At 39.8% G+C, this 26,415-nt stretch carries 19 protein-coding genes; 10 read left to right on the top strand and 9 right to left on the bottom strand.

The genetic code is table 11. The features are described from left to right. Positions 1-59: 59 nt before the first annotated feature. The 3 genes from FGM01_RS07405 to FGM01_RS07395 all read right to left on the bottom strand — a co-directional run bounded on the left by FGM01_RS07405 (position 60) and on the right by FGM01_RS07395 (position 4,490). Entirely contained in the window at positions 60-1,781 is a 1,722-nt protein-coding gene (locus tag FGM01_RS07405) for a tetratricopeptide repeat protein (RefSeq protein WP_143410521.1), read from the bottom strand. Positions 1,782-2,195: 414 nt separating this feature from the next. Beyond that, positions 2,196-3,539 carry a DEAD/DEAH box helicase gene (locus FGM01_RS07400; RefSeq protein ID WP_143410520.1) on the bottom strand — a complete coding sequence of 448 codons (1,344 nt, stop codon included), beginning with the start codon at positions 3,537-3,539 and terminating at the stop codon, positions 2,196-2,198. Between the two features lie 72 nt (positions 3,540-3,611). After that, on the bottom strand, positions 3,612-4,490 hold the full coding sequence (locus tag FGM01_RS07395; protein WP_243735779.1) for an aldose 1-epimerase family protein: 879 nt from the start codon (positions 4,488-4,490) through the stop codon (positions 3,612-3,614). A gap of 102 nt (positions 4,491-4,592) precedes the next feature. On the opposite strand from FGM01_RS07395, the gene FGM01_RS07390 reads away from it, so the two are divergent. From FGM01_RS07390 to FGM01_RS07360, 7 genes are all read left to right on the top strand, one after another. Continuing rightward, entirely contained in the window at positions 4,593-5,129 is a 537-nt protein-coding gene (locus FGM01_RS07390; RefSeq protein WP_143410518.1) for an NADPH-dependent FMN reductase, read from the top strand. Continuing rightward, positions 5,130-6,422, top strand: coding sequence for an aminodeoxychorismate synthase component I (gene pabB / locus FGM01_RS07385; protein WP_143410517.1), 1,293 nt, complete (start codon positions 5,130-5,132; stop codon positions 6,420-6,422). 97 nt (positions 6,423-6,519) lie between these two features. Further along, positions 6,520-7,833 (top strand): tRNA lysidine(34) synthetase TilS, encoded by a 1,314-nt coding sequence (tilS, locus tag FGM01_RS07380; RefSeq protein WP_143410516.1) that lies wholly within the window; start codon positions 6,520-6,522, stop codon positions 7,831-7,833. A 114-nt stretch (positions 7,834-7,947) separates the two neighbouring features. Beyond that, positions 7,948-9,816 (top strand): CocE/NonD family hydrolase, encoded by a 1,869-nt coding sequence (locus tag FGM01_RS07375; RefSeq protein ID WP_143410515.1) that lies wholly within the window; start codon positions 7,948-7,950, stop codon positions 9,814-9,816. Beyond that, entirely contained in the window at positions 9,806-11,629 is a 1,824-nt protein-coding gene (locus tag FGM01_RS07370) for a DUF885 domain-containing protein (RefSeq protein WP_143410514.1), read from the top strand. Before FGM01_RS07375 ends, FGM01_RS07370 begins: the two co-directional genes overlap by 11 nt. Positions 11,630-11,631: 2 nt before the next feature. Further along, on the top strand, positions 11,632-12,630 hold the full coding sequence (locus FGM01_RS07365) for an aldose epimerase family protein (protein ID WP_143410513.1): 999 nt from the start codon (positions 11,632-11,634) through the stop codon (positions 12,628-12,630). Positions 12,631-12,668: 38 nt separating this feature from the next. Further along, positions 12,669-14,318 carry a solute:sodium symporter family transporter gene (locus FGM01_RS07360; RefSeq protein WP_143410512.1) on the top strand — a complete coding sequence of 550 codons (1,650 nt, stop codon included), beginning with the start codon at positions 12,669-12,671 and terminating at the stop codon, positions 14,316-14,318. Positions 14,319-14,438: 120 nt separating this feature from the next. Here the strand turns inward: FGM01_RS07360 and FGM01_RS07355 are convergent, their stop codons facing one another. Both FGM01_RS07355 and galK read right to left on the bottom strand, forming a co-directional pair. After that, on the bottom strand, positions 14,439-15,479 hold the full coding sequence (locus tag FGM01_RS07355) for a UDP-glucose--hexose-1-phosphate uridylyltransferase (RefSeq protein ID WP_143410511.1): 1,041 nt from the start codon (positions 15,477-15,479) through the stop codon (positions 14,439-14,441). Between the two features lie 4 nt (positions 15,480-15,483). Then, complete coding sequence (galK, locus tag FGM01_RS07350; protein ID WP_243735778.1) at positions 15,484-16,647, bottom strand: galactokinase; 1,164 nt, start codon at positions 16,645-16,647, stop codon at positions 15,484-15,486. A 108-nt stretch (positions 16,648-16,755) separates the two neighbouring features. On the opposite strand from galK, the gene FGM01_RS07345 reads away from it, so the two are divergent. The 3 genes from FGM01_RS07345 to FGM01_RS07335 all read left to right on the top strand — a co-directional run bounded on the left by FGM01_RS07345 (position 16,756) and on the right by FGM01_RS07335 (position 21,036). Further along, positions 16,756-17,460: an NUDIX hydrolase gene (locus FGM01_RS07345; RefSeq protein ID WP_143410510.1), complete on the top strand. Its 705-nt coding sequence runs from the start codon at positions 16,756-16,758 to the stop codon at positions 17,458-17,460. A 76-nt stretch (positions 17,461-17,536) separates the two neighbouring features. Beyond that, positions 17,537-18,436, top strand: coding sequence for a hydroxypyruvate isomerase family protein (locus FGM01_RS07340; protein WP_143410509.1), 900 nt, complete (start codon positions 17,537-17,539; stop codon positions 18,434-18,436). A 17-nt stretch (positions 18,437-18,453) separates the two neighbouring features. After that, the gene (locus tag FGM01_RS07335) at positions 18,454-21,036 is read left to right on the top strand and encodes a cellulase family glycosylhydrolase (protein WP_143410508.1); all 2,583 of its coding nucleotides are present in this window, start codon (positions 18,454-18,456) and stop codon (positions 21,034-21,036) included. 593 nt (positions 21,037-21,629) lie between these two features. On the opposite strand, the gene FGM01_RS07330 is transcribed toward FGM01_RS07335, so the two are convergent. From FGM01_RS07330 to FGM01_RS07315, 4 genes are all read right to left on the bottom strand, one after another. Next, positions 21,630-21,998 (bottom strand): helix-turn-helix domain-containing protein, encoded by a 369-nt coding sequence (locus tag FGM01_RS07330; RefSeq protein WP_143410507.1) that lies wholly within the window; start codon positions 21,996-21,998, stop codon positions 21,630-21,632. An 11-nt stretch (positions 21,999-22,009) separates the two neighbouring features. Next, complete coding sequence (locus FGM01_RS07325) at positions 22,010-22,306, bottom strand: type II toxin-antitoxin system HigB family toxin (RefSeq protein ID WP_143410506.1); 297 nt, start codon at positions 22,304-22,306, stop codon at positions 22,010-22,012. Positions 22,307-22,452: 146 nt separating this feature from the next. After that, on the bottom strand, positions 22,453-25,008 hold the full coding sequence (locus FGM01_RS07320) for an adenosylcobalamin-dependent ribonucleoside-diphosphate reductase (RefSeq protein WP_143410505.1): 2,556 nt from the start codon (positions 25,006-25,008) through the stop codon (positions 22,453-22,455). A gap of 693 nt (positions 25,009-25,701) precedes the next feature. Next, positions 25,702-26,415, bottom strand: a complete 714-nt coding sequence (locus FGM01_RS07315) for a hypothetical protein (RefSeq protein ID WP_143410504.1) — start codon at positions 26,413-26,415, stop codon at positions 25,702-25,704.

The raw sequence follows: 26,415 nt of genomic DNA, 5'->3' as shown, positions 1-26,415 counted from the left end.
AATAAATTAAAGCCTCGCTGAAAGCGGGGCTTTTTATTTTCAAACTATCTCCTCAGTATTTATTTAATCCTGGATGAGTTAATTTCGATATCTGCTCCTTTCCAGCTTTGCTTTATTTGCTGATTTATCTTCTGAACATTGGCATCATCATTCAGATTTTCATAAGCCAGGCGCATTCCATGTTGTGCCCACCCGTTCTTTGGAAGTTTCTTAAGATCTTCTTCATAAGTCGCGATCGCATCCTTATATTTTCCAGCTTCAATCTGTACCGCACCTAAATGATGCCTCACTGAAAAGAACCAGTCTGGCGGTTCATCATAATTTAAAGAATCTTCGATCTCTACGGCTTCGTTAAGTAGCGCAAGGCTTTCATCATATTTTCCCTCATTGGCCAGGATCTCTGCTTTTAAAACCCTTTTGGCAATTTGCATTAAAGTTGAAACCGAATTAATATCCCAGATCGTAACGTCTTCAAGACTTTTATCATCCGCCAATTGTTCCAGGTCTGCCAGTTCAGATCTGGCTTGAACCAGATCATTATTTGCCATATAAGCCATACCCCGGGCATAATGTTTTACCGCCTTCAAATAAGGTAGGTCATAGGTGTTGAATTCAGAATTTATGATTTCATCCCACCGGCCTAATTTTACCTGAACATACAGAGGAATAGAATAATAATGTTGAAGTGTACCCCAACCAGGTTCTTTCATGATATCGGGATGCACATGATCTGAAAGTTTTTGAGCTCCAATCATCGCCCATTCAGCATTTCCTTGAAGAGTTGCGGTTGCAGCAAGAAAGTGGTAATTATGGGGATAATAGGCAAGAGGATAGGCGCCCTGGGCGTGACACTGGGTAACGTAAGCACTGTCTGCCTCTACGGCGCGTATATTTGCAAGAGTTCCTTTATGGTATTCCCCCGTGCGTATGTAGACATGAGAAGGCATATGCACCAGGTGTCCCGCACCCGGAACCAACCCGTCATCAAAAATTTTAGCGGAAGCATTTGCCCTTTCCGGGGTATTTGAAGCTTCTACCGCATGAATATAGAAATGATTGGCACCGGGATGTTTAGGATTCTGTCTTAAAATATTTTCCAGCAGACTTACAATTTCCGGGGTCCATTCTTTTGGTTGTCCCTGTTTATCAAAAAGGTCCCATGGATGCATGTCCAAAAGAGATTCAGCATAAATTGCAGCGATCTCTTCATCCTGAAGATATTTTTTATGAAGGTCGTGCATGGCCTTGCTGTAAGCTACATCCAGATCACTTCTGTCTTCGACAGGTTCTTTTACATAACGCTTGGCCATGGCGTTGATAAGATCCATTTCTTTTTTTGAAGATGAGCCAACTTCCTTAGCTTTCTGTATAGCATCATAAGCTCTTTCATAATTATCATCCTCCATGCCGGCATTGTAGTTAGGGCCAAGTACGTAGGCGAATCCCCAGTAGCACATGGCACATTGAGGATCCAGTTTAGTTGCATAGTAAAAAGACCTTGCGGCTTCAGCATGATTAAATCCATAGGCGAGCACGAGTCCCTGATTAAAATACCTCTGGGCTTCAGGATTCGTTGTTTGAACGGGATAGTTGACAGCATTCAGACCTTCAAAAAGCGGTGCTTTATTGTCACCTTGATACCATTCCTGATCTGTTAGGGTAGGGGCACAGCCGTATTTGCTTTGCGGAGTTTCATTAACGCTGATCACCTCCGGCTCCTTTTCTGAATTTTTACAGGAAAAAACAATGAACAGCAGAAACAAAAAAAATTTAGCTTTCATGATGTTTAATTTTGGTCAGGAAAAAACCGGGGAGAAATCTCTATATAAATTTAATGATTTAGAATGGAAAAAATATCTGATTTGCATTAGAACAATCACTACATTTAACTGTTAATTCTAAACCTAGAAATCATGTCTAAAGAAAAATCACCTTCCAAGAATTCGGCAAAAAAAGAGCCGGTATTGAGCTTAAAAGAGAAGCGTGCAGCGAAAGCAGCAAAGAAGAAAAATAGAACTTAGTAAAAGAGGTAAAATAAACCTTATTGCTTCCGTCAAGCTGTCCCGATTCTTCGGCAGTTTCAGCTTCTCATATTAATATCAATTATTCGAGATCCTGAAATGAATTCAGGATGACCTGCATACTAAGATTAATAAAACCAAAAGGAGCGCCGTGGCGCTCCTTTTTTTGCTTCTTTATTTTTTCCTTCTTCGGTTGGCGTTCTTGTCGCCACGCGTTTTTGGTTTTTTATATTTTTTGGCAATTTCCCGACGATACGAGCCACCAAGATTTACCTTTTTATTTTTTTCCTTCTTTTCATGAAAGGCCGGTCCGGCTTCCACAGAATCTGAATGCGGGTTATTGATCTCTATTGCCCGTGGCTTTTCTTCATCAATAAGAACATTGGAAATACTTACATTTTCAGGGATTTCAAACTCAGGAATCTCCATGCCCATGAGTGCTTCGATCTTATCAAAATTCTCCTCGTCCTTTTCAGTCTTGAAAATAATAGCAACCCCTTTTTTCTCTGCACGACCGGTTCTACCAATCCTGTGCATGTAATTTTCAGGGTAATGCGGAGTGTCCAGGTTAATAACGTGTGAAACATTTTCGATATCCAGACCACGTGCCATCACATCTGTGGCGATCATAATGCGGGTTCGGCCTTCGGCAAACTCAGCTACACTGTTGAGTCTGCTGTTCTGACTTTTCCCTGTATGCACCAGGCTAACATCCCTGGTAAAGATATCATCCAGTATTTCAAAAAGCTTATCGGCAAATCTTTTGTCGCTGGTAAAAATGAGCACTTTCCGGTATTCTTCCTCATCCTGGAAAAGCTCTACCATAAGGTTAGCTTTGGTATTAAAGTTTTCGATCTTATAGGCTCGCTGTTCAATATTTTCCAATGGGGTACCACTAACGGCAACAGATATTTTTTCCGGAGCCTTAAAATTCGCATCGATCATTTCCTCCACAGTTTCGGTCATGGTCGCAGAGAACATGATACTTTGTCTGTTTGGTGGAAGCAATTCCAGGATGTTGTTAACCTGGAATTTAAAACCAAGATCCAGCATCACATCTACTTCATCTATCACGAATTTCTGGATAGACTTCAGCTGTACCGCTCTTCTTAAAACCAGGTCATAAAGCCTTCTGGGTGTTGCCACAAGAATGTCCTGTCCCTGCATTAGATCCTGGTGCTGCGTATTTATGTTTACTCCGCCATAAATCCCGGAAACACGAACATTGATATACTTGGCTACTTTTTCTATCTCTTCAACTACCTGTACCACCAGTTCCCTCGTAGGCACCAGGATTAAAATACGCGGATTCTTTTGTTCTGAGTATTTAAGCATTCTTAGAAGAGGCAAAAGATATGCGAAGGTCTTACCTGTTCCCGTTTGCGCGATTCCCACCACGTCTCTTCCAGACATGATAGATGAAAATGCCTGTTCCTGGATAGGAGTGGGAGTCTGGAAATTCAGATCTTCCAGAGCATTGCGTAACGGGGTATTTAAATTTAATTCCTGAAAACTCAAAATGCGTATTTTAATTTCGTGCAAAGGTACGGCATGAAACCCAAAGTATTACCTGCTTTTCTCAAGTAAAACTCAGCTGATGTTTATCGTATAGTCTGCATTGAATTCATTTTCTGCTGAAAGTTTCAAGATTCCTTCCTTATTCTCAAGGTTCTGGTCTGTACCTTCAACATCTGCAATTCCAAGCCATGGTTCTATGCATACGTAAGGAGCACCCGGCTTAGCCCAGATGCCCAGGTTTTTGAAATCTTTATATTCAACACTAAGGATCCTGCCGTTTTTGACGCTTACCAGGTCCACCTTTTTAGACTTGATATCCTTAAAAATAAGGGCATCGTGATCAAATAAATGTTCTGTGAGCTGGATCTTATTGTCATTTTTCAGAACATTTTCTGTTTTTGAACTAATCAGGCCGTCTTCATTAAGAAGATAGGTGTCCAGGTCCTTTTTTTTATCAAATTCCAGGAAATAGTCTTCGATCTTTTCACCTTCAAAATGCAGGATATTGAAGGCGGGATGACCTCCTAATGAGAAAAGTATAGGTTTTTCATCGAGGTTGATAATTTGATGATTCACTTCCAGTGACTTTCCGATGAGGGTAAAAGCGATCCTGAAATCAAATTTGAAAGGATACATCTCCAGTGTCTCTTCAGAATATAGTAATTCGAAAACCAACTGATGTTCAGTTCTCTCTTTAAGCCTGATCTTTTCATTATGTCTAATAAAACCATGCTTTGGTACACTGTATTCTTTTCCCTCATACTTATATATTCCATCTTTGATCACGCCAATGATCGGGAAAAGGTTTGGAGCATGGCTTCCCCATATTTCGGGATCTGCCTGCCAGAGGTATTCTTTTTGGTTATCCTTATTAAAAATGCTGCCAAGTTCAGCGCCGGTCTCCTGTACGGTTATTTTCAGGAATTCATTTTCTATACTATGCTTTTTCAATATTTCAGATTTTGGAATAAAATTACGAAAACAAGGAAGAGTGGACGGCTTAGTTATGCATTGCTGATTAATTTTCGGTATTTTTAGCTGAAAATTGACCTGATGAAAAAAATATTAGCCTTCGCCGGTTCCAATAGCAGTACTTCCATTAATCAACAATTGCTGGACAATGTCCTTGGGAGAATCCGCAGCCACGAGATCAAAGAGATAAATCTTACCGATTACCCGCTTCCTATATTCAGCGAGGATATTGAGAAAAATGAAGGTTTTCCTATCAATGCTACAATCATCAAGAATTTAATTCTGGAAAATGACGCTTTGATAATTTCTGTTAATGAGCATAACGGAGGACCTTCTGCCTTTTTTAAAAATATTATAGACTGGTTGTCCCGGATAAATAAAAATTTTCTTGAGGACAAAAAGATATTGCTAATGAGTACCTCACCCGGTAAGAGAGGCGCCCAGTCTTCGCTGGAGTATACCAGAAATATCTTTGGAAGATTTGGTGGAGAAGTGGTGGAGAGTTTTAGCTTCCCTTCTTTTAAAGACAATTTTGACGACGGAAAAGTGATAAACGAAGTTCTGGATATGGGAATTGAAGATGTGCTTACTACCTTTGCGCATCAAATTGAGAATTAAGTGCGGACAACGAGAGTTTTTTCAGTAGAAGAACCACAAAATTTTAAGAAAAGATTGCTGTCCTGGAGTTGCCAGTTTCAGGAAATTGCCTGGCTGGATAGCAATGAGGATGATTCGGCAGCGGGAGAATATGAAGCGGTTCTTGCAGCAGAAGCCTTTACTGCCATAAAAACAGATTATGTCCAGGCATTCGATAAATTAAAGGAATATCAGGAAACCACTGCCGATTGGATTTTTGGGTATTTAAGTTATGACCTTAAGAACGATGTGGAAAATTTGAAATCTGCTAATTTTGATGGTTTACAATTTCCAGACCTGTACTTTTTTCAACCACAAAAACTGATATTCATAAAAGGCAGCGAAGTCGAGTTTCATTACCTGAGAATGGTCGATGATGAAATTGAAGATGATTTCCATGAGATCCAGGATTTTGAATATCAGATAGAATTTAACCACCGCGCGGTTGAGGCCCAGGCCCGCATCCCGAAAGATGAATATTTGAATAAGATAGGCCTGATGCTTCATCATATACATCGTGGCGACATCTATGAAGCAAATTTTTGCCAGGAATATTATTCTGAAAATGTACATATAGATCCTTTCAATATTTACAGGTCTCTAAATGAAATTTCTACGCCGCCTTTTGCTGCGTACCTTAAACTGGAGCATTTTAATCTTATATCAGCTTCACCTGAGCGATACTTAAAGAAGAAAGGGGATATATTATTGACCCAGCCAATAAAAGGTACGGCCAGGAGATCTGCAGATCCCGTGGAAGATCGTCAGATCGCAGAAGACCTTGCTAATGATCCCAAGGAACAGTCTGAAAACGTGATGATCGTGGACCTGGTAAGAAATGATCTCTCAAGGATCGCTAAAAAGGGAAGCGTAAAAGTCGATGAACTCTGTAAGGTTTACACCTTTAAGCAGGTACACCAGATGATCTCCAGCGTTACGGCTGAAATTGCAGTTGATATTCCGCCGGTGGAAGCCTTAAGAACCAGCTTTCCCATGGGTAGCATGACCGGAGCTCCTAAAATTTCTGCAATGAAGATCATAGAGGATCTGGAAGAATCCAAACGTGGGCTTTACAGCGGTGCAGTTGGTTATTTTTCCCCAGAGGGGGATTTTGACTTCAATGTTGTGATAAGAAGTATCCTCTACAATTCTAAAAATAAATATCTTTCATTCTCTGTGGGAGGTGCGATTACGGCTAAATCTACCCCGGAGAAGGAATATGAGGAATGCCTGCTCAAAGCTAAGGCTATGCGGGAAGTACTCGCTAATTTATAAGTTTCCCAAAGCTTGCGATTTTAAAATTTTAAATAGCAGAAAAAAGTCTGTTCATAGCGGGAAGATTTAAATGGTGCCTTTGTATCTTTGAGTGACTATGGAAAAATCCTTCAAAAATCTTGTAAAATCTGACTATCCTTATTTATGCGGAAGTAAGTTACTGCTCGCGGTTAGTGGAGGTGTTGACAGTGTGGTGCTGGCTCATTTGTGCCATACGGCAAAACTGGATTTTGCCATTGCCCATTGTAATTTTAATTTAAGAGGGGATGAAAGTGACGGTGATGAAAAATTTGTGGTAGACCTGGCAGATTTTCTCGAGGTTGAGGTATATACAGAAAGTTTTGATACGTTACAATATGCTGAAAATAATGGGTTGTCTGTCCAGATGGCAGCTAGGGAACTGAGATATGAGTGGTTTTCTGAACTAAGCAATTCTGCGCAGTTTGATTATACGCTTACCGCCCACCATGCAAATGATAATCTGGAAACCTTTCTTATAAACCTTATCCGGGGAACCGGCCCTGAAGGTCTTACCGGTATTAAAAAAGACAGTAATAAAGTGATAAGACCATTGCTGGAATTCAAAAGGTCTGAAATAGAAGATTTTGCACGAAAAAAGAATTATAAGTGGCGGGAAGACAGCAGCAATTCTTCTGATAAATACATGCGGAATAAAATAAGGCATAATATCGTACCTGTACTTGAAGAGATAAATCCTCATTTCCTGGATAGCTTTGCTAAGACCCAGCAGCATTTACAGGAAAGCCTGGATTTGGTTGAGGACTATATTAGTTTGCTTTATCCCAAACTGGTCCAAAAAGTAACTTATGGATATGCCATAGATATCGGATTTTTAAAAAAAGTCCCCAATCAAAAGCAGGTCCTTTATCAGCTTTTGAAATCCTTCGGTTTTACTGAATGGAATGATGTTTATAATCTTTTGGACGCTCAAACCGGCAAGATGGTCTTGTCTGACTCTCATCGGCTTATTAAGGACAGGAATAAGCTTTTGCTTACCGAACATCAGGAAAATTCTGTGGGTAAGGAATACAGTTTGGAACGGGAGGAAGATCTGGTGATGATACCAGAGCTGGGTACTTTTCACTTCAATGAAACCGATAAACTTGGGGCTGCTTCTAAAAGTTGTATTTATGTTCCTGAGCATAAACTAAAATTTCCGCTGGTTATAAGAAAGTGGAAAAAAGGAGATTATTTCTATCCTTTTGGGATGAACGGGAGAAAAAAACTAAGCGATTTTTTTAAGGATGAGAAATTCTCCCTTCCAGAAAAAGAACATGTCTGGATACTATGTTCAGATAATGAAATAGTCTGGATCATCAACCACAGGGCAGATAACCGGTTTGCCGTAGAAGAAAATGATGGCAGGATACTGAAGATTTGTATTTCGTAATCGGGTTCCCCTGGCTATTAAAAATTCAAAAGTTACCCGATAACATAAAGGTTTAAAATTTTTTAGGTTTAAAAGCCTAATTTCTATCTTTAGGCGTTTTAAAAAATCCTATTGATGAAAATTTATAATTGCTCCTTTTTTACTTTATTATTCCTCCTTGCGCTTAATCCCGTTTTTGCTCAGACTACTTCAGAATATAAGGTAAAAGAAAATTACCATAAAATGGAGGTGGATATCCCCATGAGGGATGGTGTGAAACTTCACACTACGATCTATTCGCCTAAAGACACTTCACAGGAATATCCAATTTTGATGCAAAGAACTCCTTATAGCAGCAGGCCGTATGGGGAGGATCAATTTCGTTCTAAGATAGGACCGAATGAGTTCCTTATGAAACAGGGAAATATCATCGTTTATCAGGATGTGCGTGGGAGATGGATGAGCGAAGGCAAATATGACAACATGCGAGCTTATATCCCTAATAAAAAAGGAAAACAGGTAGACGAAGCCAGCGATACTTATGATACTATTGAGTGGCTGGTTAATAATGTGGAAAATAATAATGGCAGGGTAGGCACCTGGGGAATTTCTTACCCCGGCTTTTATGCTACCTATTCACTTCTTAGCGGGCACCCGGCACTAAAAGCGGTTTCTCCACAGGCTAGTATTGGTGATTTCTTTTTTGACGATTTTCATCATAACGGAGCATACCTTTTAAGCTACTGGAGAGCTACAGCCGTATTCGGGTATCAAAAAGATAAGCCAACAGATACTGCATGGTATGATTTTCCAAAATTGAATACCGAAGACCAGTACCAGTTCTTTATGGATGCAGGCCCTTTGAGCAATCTGGATAAATATTATAAAGAAGATAATGAATTCTGGCAGCAATTAAAGGAGCATCCAAATTATGACGATTTCTGGCAAAAAAGAGGGATTGTTCAGCATATGAAAGATATCAAACCTGCGGTTATGATCGTTGGTGGATTATTTGATGCTGAAGATCTGTATGGTCCTTTTGCCATTTATAAAAGTATAGAGGGGCACAGTGATAATTATAATAGTATTGTATTTGGACCCTGGAGTCACGGTGACTGGGCCAGGGAAACCGGAAGACAGGGAGTTGGCAATGTCTATTTTGGAGACAGTATTTCCACACATTTTCAGAAAGATTATGAAACTGAGTTCTTTAATCATTTTCTGAAGAAAAAGACCAAAGACCAGTTAAGACTTGCTGAAGCTCATATTTATGATACCGGGTTGAGGCAATGGAATGATTATACTGAATGGCCTCCAAAAAACACCACTTCCAAAACCTGGTACCTGGGAGATGGCCAGGGATTTACAGAAGATCCTACAGACAATAAGGAAGAATATGTTAGTGATCCTGATAAGCCTGTTTCTTATAACAATGAGATCAAAATGGTGTTTACACCGCGTGAATATATGACGGGTGACCAGCGTTTTGCCGCCAGAAGGCCAGATGTACTGGTTTTTGAAACTGAAGTTCTCGAGGAAGATATGAAGATCGTGGGGCCTATAGAAGCAATGCTAAAGGTGGCTACAACCGGAACTGCAGGAGACTGGGTGATAAAAGTAATCGATGTATATCCGCCAGATGCCGAGAATTATGAAGAAACCATGCCACACCTTAAAATGAGCAATTATCATATGATGGTAAGAAGCGAGGTGATGCGCGGCAGGTTCAGGAACGGTTTTGATGATCCACAACCTTTTGAACCTAATACCAAAACAGATGTAAACATTAAATTACAGGGAATAAATCATACCTTTAAAAAAGGGCATAAACTGCAGGTGCAGGTTCAAAGTACCTGGTTTCCTTTGATCGATAGAAATCCGCAGACCTATGTGGACAATATCTTTGAAGCGGAAGAAAAAGATTTTCAGAAACAAACCCATACTGTTTATGGAGATTCAGCAATCAGGTTTAGTGTTCTAGAAGAGAAAAAAGATGAGATTTAAGAAGTATATACTACCGGTTTTGCTGGGGATGACCATAATTTCCTGCGGCACCGACCAAAAGGATGATGAAGTTTCTGCAGAAGTTCGTAAAAGTGCTTCAGCAGAACTCAACGAGTATTTTGCTAAAGAATATCAAAAGGATGTAGAAGACGTACCGGAAACTCAAACCCGGCGAGGGATGAAAACCAATTATGACAAGTGGGACGATTACTCCAATTTAAAATATGCTGAAGATCTCGAGAAAGCTAAAAAGCGGCTTGAGTATCTGGAAAAGATAGATACCAATACGTTGGATGAAGAAACTAAATTGAGTTTTCAGCTTTACAAGCGACAGGTAGAGAATGAGATCGATGATTATGAGTATCGTTTCTATTCTTACCCGATAGAACAGATGCATGGGCTGCATGCAGAATTACCGGCATTTTTAATTAATATGCATAAAATAGATTCTGTGGCAGATGCCCGGGCGTATATTTCCAGACTGGTTGGTTTGGAAAAGGTAATGGCAGATATCATTGAGCAATTGAAACTACGTGAGCAAAACGGGATTATTCCACCAAAATTTGTTTTTGAGCGAACCCTGGATGCTTCCCGAAATCTCATCAAAGGAAAACCATTTGCAAAATCCATGGAATCCAGCACCCTTATGGAAGACTTCTCCTCCAAGGTTGATAAACTGATGATCCCCGAAGGAGAAAAAACGAAGCTCAAGAACGAGGCAGAAAAAGCACTGGTAGACCATCTGAAACCGGCTTATGAAGGCTTGATAGATTTTCTCGAGAATCAGGAAAAAAGAGCTACAGAAGAGGCTGGAGTTTGGAAATTCCCTAAAGGAGATGAATTTTATAATATTACTCTTAAAAGGGTAACTACCACCAATCTTTCTCCCGATGAGATCCACGAGATCGGATTAAAAGAAGTGGCAAGGATCCATGGTGAGATGGAAAAGATCATGGAAGAAGTAGGATTTGAAGGCAGCCTGCAGGACTTTTTTGAATTTATGAAAAATGACCGGCAGTTCTATTATGAAGATACAGAAGAAGGTAAAGCGGCTTATCTAAAGAAAGCAAAACAGATTATTAATAATATGGAGCAAATGCTTCCGGAGCTTTTTAATACCAGGCCCGAAGCAGATATCGTGGTGAAAGCTGTGGAACCTTTCCGGGAAAAAAGTGCCGGAAAAGCTTTTTATCAGCAACCAGCTATAGATGGTTCCAGGCCCGGCACCTATTATGCCAATCTTTATGACATGGCTGCCATGCCGAAATACGAAATGGAGGCACTGGCTTACCATGAAGGTATTCCCGGGCATCATATGCAGATCGCTATCGCCCAGGAGCTGGACAGTATTCCTGAATTTAGAAAATTCAGCTTTTTTACGGCCTATGTAGAGGGCTGGGGACTCTACAGTGAATATGTACCGAAAGAGATAGGTTTTTATAAAGATCCGTATTCAGATTTTGGAAGACTCTCTATGGAACTCTGGAGGTCATGCAGGCTTGTGGTAGATACCGGAATTCACGCTAAAAAGTGGACCAGGCAGGAAGGGATCGATTATTATAAAGAAAATACCCCCGCCGCGGAAAGTGCCTGTGTTAAAATGGTAGAACGCCATATTGTAATGCCGGGACAGGCAACGGCCTATAAGATAGGGATGAATAAGATCCTTGAGCTCAGGGAGAAAGCGAAAACAAGACTGGGTGAGAAGTTTGATATCAGGCAATTTCATGATGTTATCCTTACCGATGGAGCGTTACCGTTAACGATTCTGGAATCTAGGGTGGATTCATGGATTAAATCAAAAAACAGATAATCTTGAATGAGACCCAGACATCTGAACTTAAGGTCGTAGACCTTGTAAATTCTGGCAATAGCAAGTTGCAAATAATGAATTACGGGGCTGCGATTTTCAGCTTTAAAACGCGTAATAAAAGGAATGAACTAATCGATGTAGTGGTAGGTCCCAGATCTGCAGAAGAATATTTAACGCCTGCCTATCACGATCAAAATAAATGTTTTGGAGCTACTATTGGCAGGTTTGCCGGAAGGATCTCGGGGGGTAAATTCCATATTTCAGAAAAGGAATATATTCTGGAACATAATACCGATGGCGTCCATTTACATGGTGGCAAATACGGATTTCAATATAAATTCTGGAATTTTGAGAATGTTCATGAAGGTAAAAATCCATCGGTGACTCTGTCATATAGAAGTGAACACCTGGAAGAAGGCTACCCGGGTAACCTGGAAGTTCGCGCCACCTTTACGCTTACTGAAGATAACGAGATTAGGATAAGGTATACCGCAAAAACAGATAGGGCTACTATAGTAAACCTAACCAATCATTCTTATTTTAATCTAAATGGCTCAGGCAGTGTGAGCGATCATTTTATGCAGCTTCATGCCTCTAAAATTCTCGAGCTGGATGAAAATAACCTGCCAACGGGCAATCTCACTAAATTGAAGGAGCATGCTAAAGATTATAGTGAGAATAAGTTGCTGGGTAACCGCGAGCTGGACGATGTTTATATTTTGGACGTCCAGGAAGATGAGGTACAGGCGCAGTTGTTTTCCCCGTTAAGCGGAATCAAAATGAAAGTCTCCAGCAATCAGCCGGTTCTGGTGGTATATTCGCCAGAAAGCTTACCGGAAACCTGGACATATCTTAGTAATATTGATAAAAAATATCCCGCTGTGGCCCTGGAAGCTCAAAATTATCCCGATGCTCCAAACTTTAGGAATTTTCCATCAAGTTTGGTAAAGCCCGGTGATATCTATGAAAACAATATCACTTTTGCTTTTTCTGTGAAATAATAATTCTATATTTAACCGAAAAATTTTAAGAAAACATTATGATTGGAATTCTATCTTTTGTGGGCTTTACGGTGCTTGTTGCCATAATTGCCTACTTCGCTACCAGAAAAACAGATGAATCTACCAGTGACGGTTATTTTTTGGGGGGTAGGAGTCTTACAGCCGGGGTAATTGCCGGATCCTTATTATTAACAAACCTTTCTACAGAACAGATCGTTGGACTAAACGGAAGTTCTTATGCCAATGGCCTGTCTGTTATGGCCTGGGAAACCCTGGCCGCAATTGCGATTGTCGTAACGGCAATTTTTTTACTGCCCAGATATCTCAAGGGCGGACTTACTACAGTGCCTCAATTTCTGGCAGAGCGTTATGATGTTACCACCAAGACAATAACATCAGCCCTGTTCCTAACCGGCTACGTGGTTGTATTATTGCCAATTATCCTGTATTCGGGGTCTGTCGCTATCAGCGGTATGTTTGATGTGCCTTCCCTGTTAAATGTATCAGATGATGCCGCCATAAAGATCTGTGTTTGGGGAATTGGAATTGTAGGTTCTATATACGCCGTTTTTGGAGGTTTAAAAGCGGTAGCAGTTTCTGATAGTATTAATGCAATTGGCCTTCTAGTAGGAGGTGTTCTTGTACCAATCTTTGGATTGATCATCATAGGCGACGGAAATTTCTTTGAAGGTATTACTACGTTAATGGAATCTAACCCTGAGAAATTTCAGTCTATGGGAGCAGAAACCAGCCCGGTACCATTCCATACTCTATTTACAGGGATGATGCTGGTACAGTTATTTTACTGGGGTACTAATCAACAGATCATCCAGCGAGCCCTGGCCGCAAAGAACCTGAAAGAAGGTCAGAAAGGTTTAATGCTTGCTTCATTTATTAAAATTTTAGGTCCAATTATCGTTGTGTTACCGGGAATCATTGCCTTCCATATTTTTGGAGCAGATCTTGAAAATGCCGATGAAGCTTATCCATTATTAGTGAACAGAGTAATGCCAAGTACCCTGATAGGTTTCTTTGCCGCAGTAATTTTTGGAGCGATACTAAGTTCATTTAATAGTGTACTTAACAGTTCGGTCACACTTTTTGGGATCGATATTTACAAGCAACATATAAATAAGGAAGCGACAGAGAAAACAGTAGTAAAATATGGTAAGATATTCGGAACATTTTTGGCGATCGCTGCGATGTTCATCGCTCCATTTATTGCAGATGCGGGTAGTCTTTTTGCTTATTTACAGGAGGTGAATGGTATTTACAGTATTCCAATCCTTACGATCATTGTGGTTGGTTATTTAACCAGATTTGTACCTGCGATCGCAGCTAAAATTGGGGTGGTTTCTGGTTCTGTTTTATATATAATCAGCCAATTCGTGCTGCAGCCATATTTCCAGGATCAGGCCGTTGCAGATGCTAAGGCTAACGGGGTGTCCGGGGTTGCAGAACTAGCCGCGGTAGAAGCGAGTGCCTATCCTCACTTCTTAGACGTGATGGCGATCCTATTTGTTCTGAATGTTGCAATTATGTTGATTATTGGAAAGATATGGCCCAGAGAGGTGCCTTATTTACAGGAGCATACCAAGCAGGTGGATATTAAGCCATGGAAATACGTTAAACCAGTAGGAGTTATGATCATAGTAATTGTGATCGGGATCTATGCATATTTCGCATAGTCAACTTAAAATATAGTAAGATTAAAAAACCGGGTAATCTAAAATCCCGGTTTTTTTATGTTTAATTGGTATAACCTGGCTGGATGTTCTAGTATATCCCTGAAAATTATGAATTCTTTTTTACTGTAAGGAATAATGTATTGGCGATAAATCGTTCAACCTGGCAGCTGCCTGCTCTGCTGTGATATCCCGTTGTGGTCCTGCGAACATTTCATAGCCGACCATGAATTTTTTTACGGTAGCAGATCTAAGTAATGGCGGGTAAAAGCTCATATGAAAATGCCATTCTGGATAATCTTTCCCGTCTGTTGGAATCTGGTGAATTCCTGAAGAGTAGGGGAAAAAGGTCTCAAAAAGATTATCATATTTAATAGTGAGTTTTTTAATGATCTCGGCATATGCTTCTTCTTCGGCTTCATTTAACTGGCCAATATGCTGAAGATGTCTTTTCGGGATGATCATCGCTTCAAAAGGCCAGACCGCCCAGTAAGGAATAAGGCTTACAAAATGCTCATTTTCATCCAGGATCCTTTCACCGGCTTCGAGTTCCTGCTCTAAATAATCTGATAAAATACTTTTCTTATGCTGCTCCCAGTATTCCCTGAATTTTGAAGATTTTTTCAGGATCTCGGTAGGTATGGAAGATTGTGACCAGATCTGTCCGTGAGGATGTGGGTTGCTGCAACCCATGATCGCCCCTTTGTTTTCAAAGATCTGCACATAGTTTATATCCTCTTCCGCGCCTAATTCCAGATATTCTTTTTTCCAGGTCTGTACAACCCTGGTGATATCTTCAACTTCCATGAGTGGTAAAGTATGCGAATGATCTGGAGAAAAGCAGACCACTTTGCAGATACCTCTTTCGCTTTCCGCCTTTAGCAAACCTTCCTGGAAATTTATCTCAGGTGAATCTGGGAGTAAGGATGAAAAATCGTTTATGAACGAATAGGGTTCTTTATAGTCTGGATTTGTTTCTCCGCTTGCCCGCGTATTTCCTGGGCACAAATAGCAGGATGGATCATAAGTTTCTTTTTTATGAGATTTATTTTCTTCGGTTTTTCCCTGCCATGGTCTTTTAGTTCTATGCGGGGAAACCAGGATCCATTCCCCGGTAAGTATATTATATCTTTTATGCGGAATATTATTCAGCTCGCTATTCATGGTATTAATTTTTCAAAATCTGAGTGCCCTGGTCTGGTAGCACACTAATCGCATCCAGTTTGATATTGAATTCCTGTAAATATGCTTCTGAAACTTCCTGGATATAGGAATCTATTCGATCTTCTTCAATAAGGTTGATGGTACAGCCACCAAAACCGCCGCCCATCATACGGGAGCCGTAAATGAAATCTTTATTCCTGGAATGATCTACCAGGAAATCCAACTCTTTACAACTAACTTCATATTGATTTTGAAGACCTTCGTGAGAAGCATACATGAGCTCTCCGAAGCTTTTCAGGTTACCAGACTTAAGTTCATTGGCCGCAGCTAAAACGCGCTCATTTTCCTTAAGAACGTACAGACAGCGATCATACATCTTCGCAGAGAGTTTATTTTTGAAATTCTTCAGTATTTCAAAGTTAACATCCCTTAGGGATGCTATTTCAGGAAATTCGTTCTGAATGATCTTCACGGCCGTTTCACATTCTTCACGCCGTGAATTATAGTCGCTGTCGGCCAGGTTATGAGAAACATTGGTATTCAACAATAATAATTTACAGTTTTTGAAATCTGCAGGAATATATTCAGGTTCAAGATTTAGACAATCAAGTTTTATAATTGTTCCTTTCCTGCTCATAACCGAGGCGAACTGATCCATGATTCCGCAGTTGGATCCTACGAATTCATTTTCAGCCTTTTGAGACAATTTCACGATCTCGAGATCGGTTAGTCCCAGATCAAAAAGAGCGTTAATTCCACTGGCGACACCACATTCCAGGGCTGCAGAGGAGCTTATGCCGGCACCCACCGGTAATTTGCTTTCGATAAGGCAGTCAAAACCTTCAGGTTTTAGATCATTACTGATGATCTCCTGTACCACACCAAGTATATAATTTTCCCAACCCTTGCCTTTTTCTATAGTTTTATCCAGGTGAAATTCAAATCCTTTTTGAAAGGTTTTACTAAAGATTCGGCAGAAGTCTTTCGTTCCATTCTTCTTAAACTTTAGGATGATCTTCTTGTCGATTGCAGTAGGCATCACAAAACCGTTGTTGTAGTCTGTATGCTCCCCAATAAGGTTGATACGGCCCGGTGAGAATACTATGAGTTCGAAATCATTGTTCTCATGATCCTTAGGTTTTTTAGTAAAAGATGTGATATTCTTCAAAATATTTTTTTTGATATCAACTCAAAGGTAATAAATGTAAAATATACATTTAATATGATTTTTGAAAAATTTTGAAATCTCTATCTTTATCAAAATTTAAATTTAAAAATGACTCAAAATACCCCGGATTTCTATCAGGTGAAAGAGAAAATGTATGTGGCCACAGATTGTATCATTTTCGGTTTACACCAAGGTAAATTAAAACTTCTGGTATTTAAGAGGAAAGTAGAACCTTTAAGCGGAGAGTGGTCCCTGATAGGGAGTTTTGTTCGGCTGGACGAAGACCTTGAGGTAGCAGGACAAAGGGTATTGCATGAAGCTACCGGGCTCGAGAATGTATTTATGCAGCAATTAAAAAGTTATGGCAAAAAGGACAGGGATCCCGGTTATCGCTGTATTTCAGTAGCCCAATATGCTTTGATCAGGATCGATGATTATAATGAACAGGTAGTAGAAGAACATGGTGCTAAATGGTTCGAAATTGATGATCTGCCTGCTTTAATTCTGGATCATGATCTTATGGTACAGGACGCGTTAAGACAATTAAGGCAAAATGCCAGGTATCAGCCCATTGGATTCGAATTACTGCCGGAGAAATTCACCATCCCGCAGCTACAGTTATTATACGAAGCGATCTACCAGAAAGAACTCGACCCAAGAAATTTCAGGAAAAAGGTTTTTTCATTTAATGTCTTGGAAAAACTGGACGAGAAAGATAAGTCCACAAGTAAAAGAGGCGCCTTTTTATACAAATTCAATTACGAGAATTATCAGAAACTTTTAAAATCGGGATACAACTTCGAAATAGCCTGATCTTTACCTGGTATTATTTTTCTGAATAATAATTGTAATATTTACATTTATTCTTAATTTTAGAAAAATATATGCCATGGCAGATCGATTGAACAGAAGAAAATTGCTTAAGAATCTTAGCCTGGGTGCAGGGATTCTAAGTGTTCCCGGTATTTCAGGTGTTTTTGCCTCAGAACTAAATTCAAAGACTGAGGTATGGATTCCTTATTCCATTTCGGGAAAAATTAACCATTCGGTTTGCAGGTGGTGTTACCAAGATATCCCGCTTGAAAAGTTTGCCAAAGCCTGTGCGAAAATGGGACTAAAGGGCATTGATCTTTTAAAGCCATCTGAATGGGATACCGTAGAAAAAGAAGGCCTGGTGTGTACTATGGCTACAGATGTATTTGCCAGTATAACCGAAGGTTTTAACGATCTGAAGAATCACGCTGTCCTTCAGGAAAAGTATAGAGGTCTTATTAAAAAGGCTTCGGAACGTAAAATCAGGAATGTCATTTGCTTTTCGGGAAATCGAAATGGGATGGACGAGGCGACTGGAATTACCAATTGTGTAAAAGGCCTTACTCCTTTACTGGACTATGCCCGGGAACTAAATGTAAATCTGGTCATGGAACTGCTCAACAGTAAAGTAGACCACAAAGATTATATGTGCGATCACACAGATTGGGGAGTGAAACTGGCTAAAAGGCTGAACAAACCTAACTTTAAACTGCTCTACGATATTTATCATATGCAGATCATGGAAGGGGATGTGATTAGAACCATCCGGGAAAATTACCAATACATAAATCATTATCATACCGGGGGAGTGCCCGGCAGGAACGAGATAAATGATTCCCAGGAATTGAATTATCCCGCCATTATGGAAGCTATTCATGCTACCGGGTTTGACGGATTTGTAGCTCAGGAATTTATTCCAACTTATGATGATAAGCTAGCGGCTCTTCGTGAAGGCATACAGATCTGTGATATTTAATTGAATACTCACCTCGAATGACAAAACTAAAATTGAATTTTTACCTTTGGACTCTTAGTTTAATCATGGCTCTAACCGGATTAAGCGCACAAAATCAACAAAAGGGAGATGTTTATGTAGATGATTCCGGCATCATGAGATGGGGTCATAACGACGAAGAAGTTCATGGTTTCGGGGTAAATTATTCTTCGCCCTTTGCACATGCTTATAGATCGGCAGAAAAGAAAGGTTTAGATATCAAAGCTGAAATGAATAAGGATATCTATCATTTCACCCGGTTGAACTTTGACCTGTACCGCCTTCATGTCTGGGATACCGAAATAAGTGATGAAAAGGGAAATCTGATCGAAAATGAGCATTTAGAGGCCTTCGATTATTTGCTGAACGAATTAAAGAAGCGCGACATCAATTATGTGATCACCCCCATTGCCTACTGGGGAAACGGCTGGCCCGAGCCTGATGAAGATACTCCGGGATTTTCCAACAAATATGGAAAAGAAAATAGTCTTATCGATCCTGAAGCCATCAAGGCACAGGAGAATTATCTGAGTCAGTTTCTTGAGCATGTGAACCCTTACACTGGTGTTGCCTATAAGAACGAACCGAATCTGATTGCCTTTGAGATCAGTAATGAACCGCATCACCGCGGGACTCCAGAGGAGGTGAAATCGTTCATCAATAAAATGGTTAGGGCGATGAGAAGTACCGGTACGAAAAAGCCGATCTTTTATAATGTGAGCCATAGCGTACATCTTACCGAAACTTATTTCACTTCAGAAATAGATGGGGGAACCTTCCAGTGGTATCCCACGGGGCTTGGTTTTCAGAAGGAATTGCAGGGTAATCTTTTGCCAAATGTGAATGATTATAATATTCCGTTTGACGGTGTTATCGAAGAAAATAATAAGGCCAAACTGGTGTATGAGTTCGATGCAGCAGATGTGAATAGATCTTATATGTATCCGGCAATGGCGAGGAGTTTCAGGGAAGCCGGAATACAGCTGGCAACACATTTTGCCTATGATCCAACGTTTCTAGCCTATGCCAATACCGAGTACAATACGCATTATATGAACCTGAATTATACTCCGCACAAGGCGCTGGCGCTGATGATCGCTTCAGAGATCTTTCATAAGGTTCCTATGAATGAGGATCTTGGAACTTATCCTGAAAATCTTGAATTTGGGGATTTTAAGATCAGTTATCAAGGCGATGTTGCCACTTATAATTCCGGAGAAAAATTTATTTACACGAATTCAACTGGAGTTGAACCAAAGCAGGTTTCTGAATTAATGCAAATCGCGGGACATGGAAATTCTGAAATTGCAAAGTATGAAGGTAAAGGTGCTTATTTCCTGGATAAACTGGAAGATGGAGTATGGAGGTTAGAAGTAATGCCAGACCCAATTCTTATTAGAAATCCGTTTGGCAGCAATAGTCTGGAGAAAACTGTTTCGGTGATTAGCTGGAAAGAAAATAAGATGGAGCTGCACCTTAAAGACCTGGCTGAAAATTTCGAGGTTTCAGGATTAAATGAAGGAAATAATACTTCGATCCAGGCGCAAGGAAAACAATTTGAAGTCGCTCCAGGCACATATTTGCTGAAAGCTGAAGGGATAGAATTTGAAATTTCCGCGTACGATCACGATAAAAATTACGACCTGTCAGTCTTCGAGGCGCAGAAAAGCACGGTAGACAAGACCTACCTGGTTCACGAACCGGGGACCACAATTACAGAGGGCACACCTATCAGGATCAAAGCGACCTTGGTTTCTAAAGATCCTGTCACTAAAGTTGAAGCCTGGTTACAGAATGGGAATAATTATGAGTCTATAGAATTGCAAGCCGAAAACAATTATGATTATTCTGCACAAGTGCCCGAAAGTATGCTGAACAATGGTTTCCTGAAATACAGGATCATCGTTTCTACCACCGCTGGAAATTTTACTTTTCCAGGAGGAGTAAAAGGTAGCCCTGACGACTGGGACTTCCATTCAGATCTGCAATTTGAAACTGCTATTCTGGATCAAGGAATTCCGGTCAATCTTTTTAACGCGGCCACAGATTCAGGTAATGTAGTAAGGGGATGGAACAGGGGGAATAATGTAGTCCCGGTAGGTCCTAATGAAGCGGAATTCCAGGTTAGAATGGATAAGTTATTCGAGGAGGATATTGAAAACCTGCATGCAGATCCTGTTGACGATTATTCCTTCAGGTATAACTTTTTAGATAAACTGCAAGCAAGATCAATATCAGATAAAAATAAACTGATTCTTGAGGCGAGAAGCCTGGCAGATGCCTCTGGTAAAATCCAGGTAGCTTTGATAATGAGAAACGGAGCGGCCTTTGGAAAGACCATTGAACTTTCAGAAGAATTACAGGAAATAAAGGTCGATCTTAAAGATCTCGAACCGGTAAGAACGGTTACGTTGCCGCGACCATATCCCGGATTTCTGCCTTATTACTTTGATCATTCCTATAAAGGTGGTCTAAAAATGGAGGAGGTAGAAGCGATCCAGTTTTCCATAGGACCGGGATTAGAAGAGGAGCAACTTCAGCAGCCGCATGCTGTTGGCATCAGAAGTGTGAGGATTCAATAATACAGTAACAATGATCAATGAGCAATAATCAATCTGCAAGAGATTCTTCGCTACACTGCGCTTCGCTCTGAATGACAAATGGTTGTCATTCCGACGGCAGGAGGAATCTCCACTGGAAAGAATAAAGTTATTTTTGTAAAGATTCTTCTCTTCACTACGTTTCGCTCTGTACGAATCGGCTGTCGTTCCGACGATAGGAGGAATCTCCAGTTTTAGGTAGGGTATTGTTGTTTTAAGGTTTTTCGCTTTACTACGTTTCGCATTGAATGATAGAAAGTATGTTTTTGGGTTAGATTTCTTACTTCCCAGGTAGTTAAGATTTTGATGATTGATAAGATGCTGAAACTACTTCAGCATGACGAAAAAAGTCACCGTCACTCTGAATTTATTTCAGGGTCTATGGTCGTTGATACGAATGTAGTTTGAGGATTATCAGAACGATTTATCGATCTAGGTTATCGCCAGTTGGCCAAAAAAGGGAGATATCTCGATGAATCTGGAGTCGGCTTAGAATTGGATTGTTGGTCAGGTTAATTTGTATCTTAATAATGGTGCCTCTTATTAGTAATGAACCATTATTATTTGCTATTTCTTTACTTCGATAACTGGTAATTCGTTACCAATACTGAAGCAGAGATGTGTAGAATTCTTTCCAATTCTCTAATCATGTCTACGGTCAATCTTTTCTTTTTATTCAAGATTTCTGAAACTCTGCTTTTTCCGCCAATTATACCAACTAAATCTTTTTGTTTTAGGTTCATTTCCTCCATCCTGATTTTGATAGCTTCAATTGGATCTGGAGCTTCTATAGGATAATTTTCATTTTCGTAATTATCTATTAACATTGAGAGAATTTCTGCCTCGTCTCCTTCTGGTGAATTAGCTGGAGCATCAAATATTACCTCAAGCCTTTCTAAAGCTTTGTCGTAATCTTGTTCATTTTTTAAAGGTTTAATATTCATAACTCTAATTTTTAAATTGTTTCAGCATCTATTTTATCATATTCTGCGTGTGTTCCAACAAATCTTATAAAGGCCCATTGTCTATCGTAATTAAATTTTACGATTAGTCTATATGAGTTTCCTTTTATGTTGAAAACGACTCTACTATCTTTTAAAATGCTGGCATTTATATAAGTTTTCTTTAAATCATTCGGAGAATTCCAATTGGCAGTTTTAGCTGTTTCGTACCAGGTTTTTAAATACTGTTCTGAATCAGAATGTTTCTCCCAGAATTCTCTTAATGTCTTTTTTGAAACTATTCTTTTCATTCTAAAAAATCTAGAACAAAGATAATTAAAGTTCTCTATTTTAGAACTTGCCGTAGAATACTTTTTAAAATATTCTAACAATAATTACCACAACAAAAAAGGTCCCGCTAAATGCCAGGACCTTTTTTAGAAGTTATATCAGTAATTTAACCACACTTGGAAGAACCACAATCCTTACAGGTTAAGCATCCTTCCTGATAGATAAGATTTGAAGAGCTACAATTGCTGCACTTTTCCTTTTTAGCAACAGTACCGTCTGCGATATAGCGCTTAAGAGCTCTTACCACACCATTCTTCCAGGTGTTGATAGATTCACTATCAAGCTGAAGGCTGTTAATGAGGTCTACCACGTTATCTATAGACATACCATGACGAAGCGTACTGGAGATAAGTTTCGCGTAGTTCCAGAACTCCGGATTGAACTTATGCGAAAGACCCTCGATGGTAGTTTTGTATCCACGCTTATTCTCATACTGGAAATCGTAACGCGAAGTTCCGTCATCATTTCTGGCCTTGATGATATATCCTTCATTAACCCAGCGTGGGATAAGAATTCCTTCTTCATCATCGGCGAAACCTGTAAAGATCTCATAAGGGCGACCATCTACAAGTCCTATAAAGGCGATCCATTTGTCCTTATTATTCTGGAAACGCACAACATCTGCAGTTAATACTTCCGGTCTTTTAAGAGGGAAGGATCCACCGGTTTCCTCAGCCTCTTCGTCTTTTTTCTCTTCGTTGGAAATAAGTACTCCAGATCTTGAACCATCACGGTAAACAGTTACTCCCTTGCAACCGGCTTCCCAGGCTTCAAGATATAGTTTGCCAACCAGATCTTCACTTACATCATTCGGCAGATTAATGGTCACACTAATAGAATGGTCGATCCATTTTTGCACTGCTCCCTGCATTTGTACTTTACTAAGCCAGTCTACATCGTTGGAAGTAGCCTGGTAATATGGAGATAATTTTACAAGTTTATCCAGTTCTTCCTGGCTGTAATTTTTATCGGTATCATATCCTTTTGCACTCATCCATTCCTTGAAACGGTGGTGGAAAACCACATATTCTTCCCATGAATCCCCAACTTCGTCAACGAAATCTACTCTCGCATTCTTATCATTTGGATTCACTTTTCTTCTGCGCTTATAAACGGGGAGGAAAACAGGCTCGATACCTGAGGTTGTCTGGGTCATTAAACTGGTAGTCCCGGTAGGAGCGATGGTAAGAAGAGCAATGTTTCTTCTTCCATATTCCAGCATATCGTAATAAAGCTTTTCATCAGCTTCCTTAAGTCTCAGGATAAAAGGATTGTTCTTTTCTCTTTCTGAATCGAAAATAGAGAATGCTCCTCTTTCTTTAGCGGTATCAACAGAAGCCCTGTAAGCCGCTAAAGCGATATTCTTGTGGATATCTACAGAAAAGTCTATCCCTTCCTTGCTACCATATTTAATGCCGAGCCCGGCCAGCATATCACCTTCAGCAGTGATGCCGATTCCGGTTCTACGACCTTCATATGCTTTCTGACGGATATTTAACCATAGGTTTTTCTCTACAGCTTTGATCTCTTCATTTTCAGGGTCTGAATCTATTTTGGCAAGGATATTATCGATCTTTTCCAATTCAAGATCAATGATATCATCCATGATCCTTTGTGCAGCCCCGATATGTTTCTTAAACAGCTCAAAATTGAATTTAGCCTTATCTGTAAATGGATCTTCTACATAAGAATAAAGGTTGATCGCAAGAAGACGACATGAGTCATAGGGACAAAGCGGGATCTCACCACACGGGTTCGTAGAAACCGTTTTGTATCCAAGATCTGCATAACAATCTGGTACAGATTCGTTGATCACAGTGTCCCAGAAAAGAATTCCGGGTTCAGCCGATTTCCATGCGTTGTGAACAATCTTTTTCCAAAGCTTGTTCGCTTCAATATCTTTCTGGAATTTAGGCTTCTCGCTAAATACCGGGTATTTTTGAGTGTAATTACTGTCGTTTTTGACAGCTTTCATAAATTCATCATCAATTCTAACCGAAACATTGGCGCCGGTCACTTTCCCCTGTTCCATTTTAGCATCGATAAAATCTTCAGCATCCGGGTGATTAATGGATACAGAAAGCATCAAAGCTCCACGTCTGCCATCCTGGGCAACTTCCCTGGTAGAGTTGGAATAACGCTCCATAAAAGGAACAATTCCCGTAGAGGTTAAAGCCGAATTCTTTACGGCAGAACTCTTGGGTCTAATGTGCGAAAGGTCATGACCAACTCCGCCCCGGCGCTTCATTAACTGTACCTGCTCCTGGTCGATCTTCATGATCCCGCCATAAGAGTCTGAATCACCATTGTTCCCAATCACAAAACAGTTGGATAGGGACCCTACCTGGTAAGGGTTGCCAATTCCTGCCATTGGACTTCCCTGGGGCACGATGTATTTAAAATTTTTGATAAGGTCAAAAACTTCATCCTCGCTCATTGGATTAGGGTATTTCTTTTCTACCCTGGAAATTTCCCTGGCGATACGTCTGTGCATATCATCTGGAGTAAGTTCATAGATATTTCCATCGGAGTCTTTAAGGGCATATTTATTTACCCAAACTCTGGCGGCCAGATCATCGCCTTTGAAATATTTCAGGGATGCTTCATAAGCCTGATCCTGGGTGTAGGTTTGTGGAACAACGGGTTTTTCTTCTACAGGCATATAAATGAGATTTTTAGGTTAGAATTCTGTTTTAGAGTGGTATAAAACTAAACAAAGAAATGAGACTATTAACAATTCCTTTAGAAAAAGTTATCAAATAAAAACTGTTAATAAGCTGATTTTCAATGTAATAAAAATTTACTAACAATGAAAAGTTGACAAATAATGAAAATTTATTTTTTCTTATTTGAATATGTGTTCGCAAATATGGAATACGGGAAATATACTAACGAAGAACTTTAAAAGTAGAAAAATTTCTTCAGTATATTATGTTGTGGAACTAAAAATTCAGAAAAAAAAGAGGCCCCGCTGATAGCGGAGCCTTCCTTGAATTAACACCTATGAAAATCCAAAAATAAAAGTGTTTATCCTTGACAGACCAATGTTGATTATTCCAAAATGGTTACCATTTTTGATCCACTCCATTTCCAAAAGGAGGTAGGGTTATATTTTTAGCAGCATCTTAAATTAAAGGGCTACATATTTCAATTTTAGTTTACAGCAAGCATACTGCTGTAAGGGAAGCTAATATAGATAATATTTCTTTTCTTTCTAATTATAGCAAGCATTTTCAAGCTTTATTAAAAAACTTTTTCGTTCAGCCTGTCCGGCCGATCTTAGTTTACATAAAATTTAGATTTAACTGCTTCAATTAGAAGTGTATACAAAATTTATAAAAACCTTTTTTAAAACTTATCCGGATGTTTTAAAGGTGAAAACACCTGTGGATGCTGAATTATTTCCATCGCTGGATAATACTCGCCAGTAATAAACTGTATTTGTCTCAACAGATATCTCTAAACTTGTCCCGGAAATGTTGCTCCATTCTGGCTTAGTTGTTTGATAACCGTCGGTAGTATCCACATATATAGTGTAAGTAACTGAATCACCATCTGGATCCTGAACATCTTCCCATATTAAGGATACCTTGCCATTGTCTGGATTTACAGTTGCTCCCGGCGTTGGAGATACAGCATTTGACGGGAATGGTGCAAAGTTGGATTCTCCATCACCTGCCAGGTAAAATCGCCATGTACTGGAATTGTTCGATATAGCCCCACTGTTTTTTGAGGTAACCTGCCATGAGTAAGGATGTCCTCTTTCAAGGCTTACTTCAGCTACCGTTGAGGTGAGACCGGCTTTTACCGTATTAACATTACTGTCTAAATTAGTAACCTTCAAATCATAGTTATCTGTATCTGCCGAGGCTTGCCAGCGAAATTCTACAACGGCATTATTTCCGTTTATCTCACCCTGTTCGCATTCTTTATTGTTTTCAGGTAAGCTTAAATTCGCTTCTGATGGGGCTTTTACATCCGGTTCGGGTGTGGGAGCCGGAGGAGAATCACTGTCACAGGAGGTGATCAATAAAAATCCTAATACATATATAGCCAATATCTTTTTCAT

The organism is Christiangramia sabulilitoris, assembly GCF_007050985.1.
GTDB lineage: Bacteria > Bacteroidota > Bacteroidia > Flavobacteriales > Flavobacteriaceae > Christiangramia > Christiangramia sabulilitoris.
The sequence above is the reverse complement of the archived record's forward strand: the minus strand, read 5'-3'. Positions and strand labels throughout refer to the sequence as shown.

Excerpts from the sequence above, each read along its gene's own strand:
- FGM01_RS07405 (WP_143410521.1), bottom strand. The coding sequence starts at position 1,781 with ATGAAAGCTAAATTTTTTTTGTTTCTGCTGTTCATTGTTTTTTCCTGT.
- FGM01_RS07390 (WP_143410518.1), top strand. The coding sequence starts at position 4,593 with ATGAAAAAAATATTAGCCTTCGCCGGTTCCAATAGCAGTACTTCCATT.
- tilS (WP_143410516.1), top strand. The coding sequence starts at position 6,520 with ATGGAAAAATCCTTCAAAAATCTTGTAAAATCTGACTATCCTTATTTA.
- FGM01_RS07375 (WP_143410515.1), top strand. The coding sequence starts at position 7,948 with ATGAAAATTTATAATTGCTCCTTTTTTACTTTATTATTCCTCCTTGCG.
- FGM01_RS07370 (WP_143410514.1), top strand. The coding sequence starts at position 9,806 with ATGAGATTTAAGAAGTATATACTACCGGTTTTGCTGGGGATGACCATA.
- FGM01_RS07360 (WP_143410512.1), top strand. The coding sequence starts at position 12,669 with ATGATTGGAATTCTATCTTTTGTGGGCTTTACGGTGCTTGTTGCCATA.
- FGM01_RS07355 (WP_143410511.1), bottom strand. The coding sequence starts at position 15,479 with ATGAATAGCGAGCTGAATAATATTCCGCATAAAAGATATAATATACTT.
- FGM01_RS07345 (WP_143410510.1), top strand. The coding sequence starts at position 16,756 with ATGACTCAAAATACCCCGGATTTCTATCAGGTGAAAGAGAAAATGTAT.
- FGM01_RS07340 (WP_143410509.1), top strand. The coding sequence starts at position 17,537 with ATGGCAGATCGATTGAACAGAAGAAAATTGCTTAAGAATCTTAGCCTG.
- FGM01_RS07335 (WP_143410508.1), top strand. The coding sequence starts at position 18,454 with ATGACAAAACTAAAATTGAATTTTTACCTTTGGACTCTTAGTTTAATC.
- FGM01_RS07330 (WP_143410507.1), bottom strand. The coding sequence starts at position 21,998 with ATGAATATTAAACCTTTAAAAAATGAACAAGATTACGACAAAGCTTTA.
- FGM01_RS07325 (WP_143410506.1), bottom strand. The coding sequence starts at position 22,306 with ATGAAAAGAATAGTTTCAAAAAAGACATTAAGAGAATTCTGGGAGAAA.
- FGM01_RS07320 (WP_143410505.1), bottom strand. The coding sequence starts at position 25,008 with ATGCCTGTAGAAGAAAAACCCGTTGTTCCACAAACCTACACCCAGGAT.
- FGM01_RS07315 (WP_143410504.1), bottom strand. The coding sequence starts at position 26,415 with ATGAAAAAGATATTGGCTATATATGTATTAGGATTTTTATTGATCACC.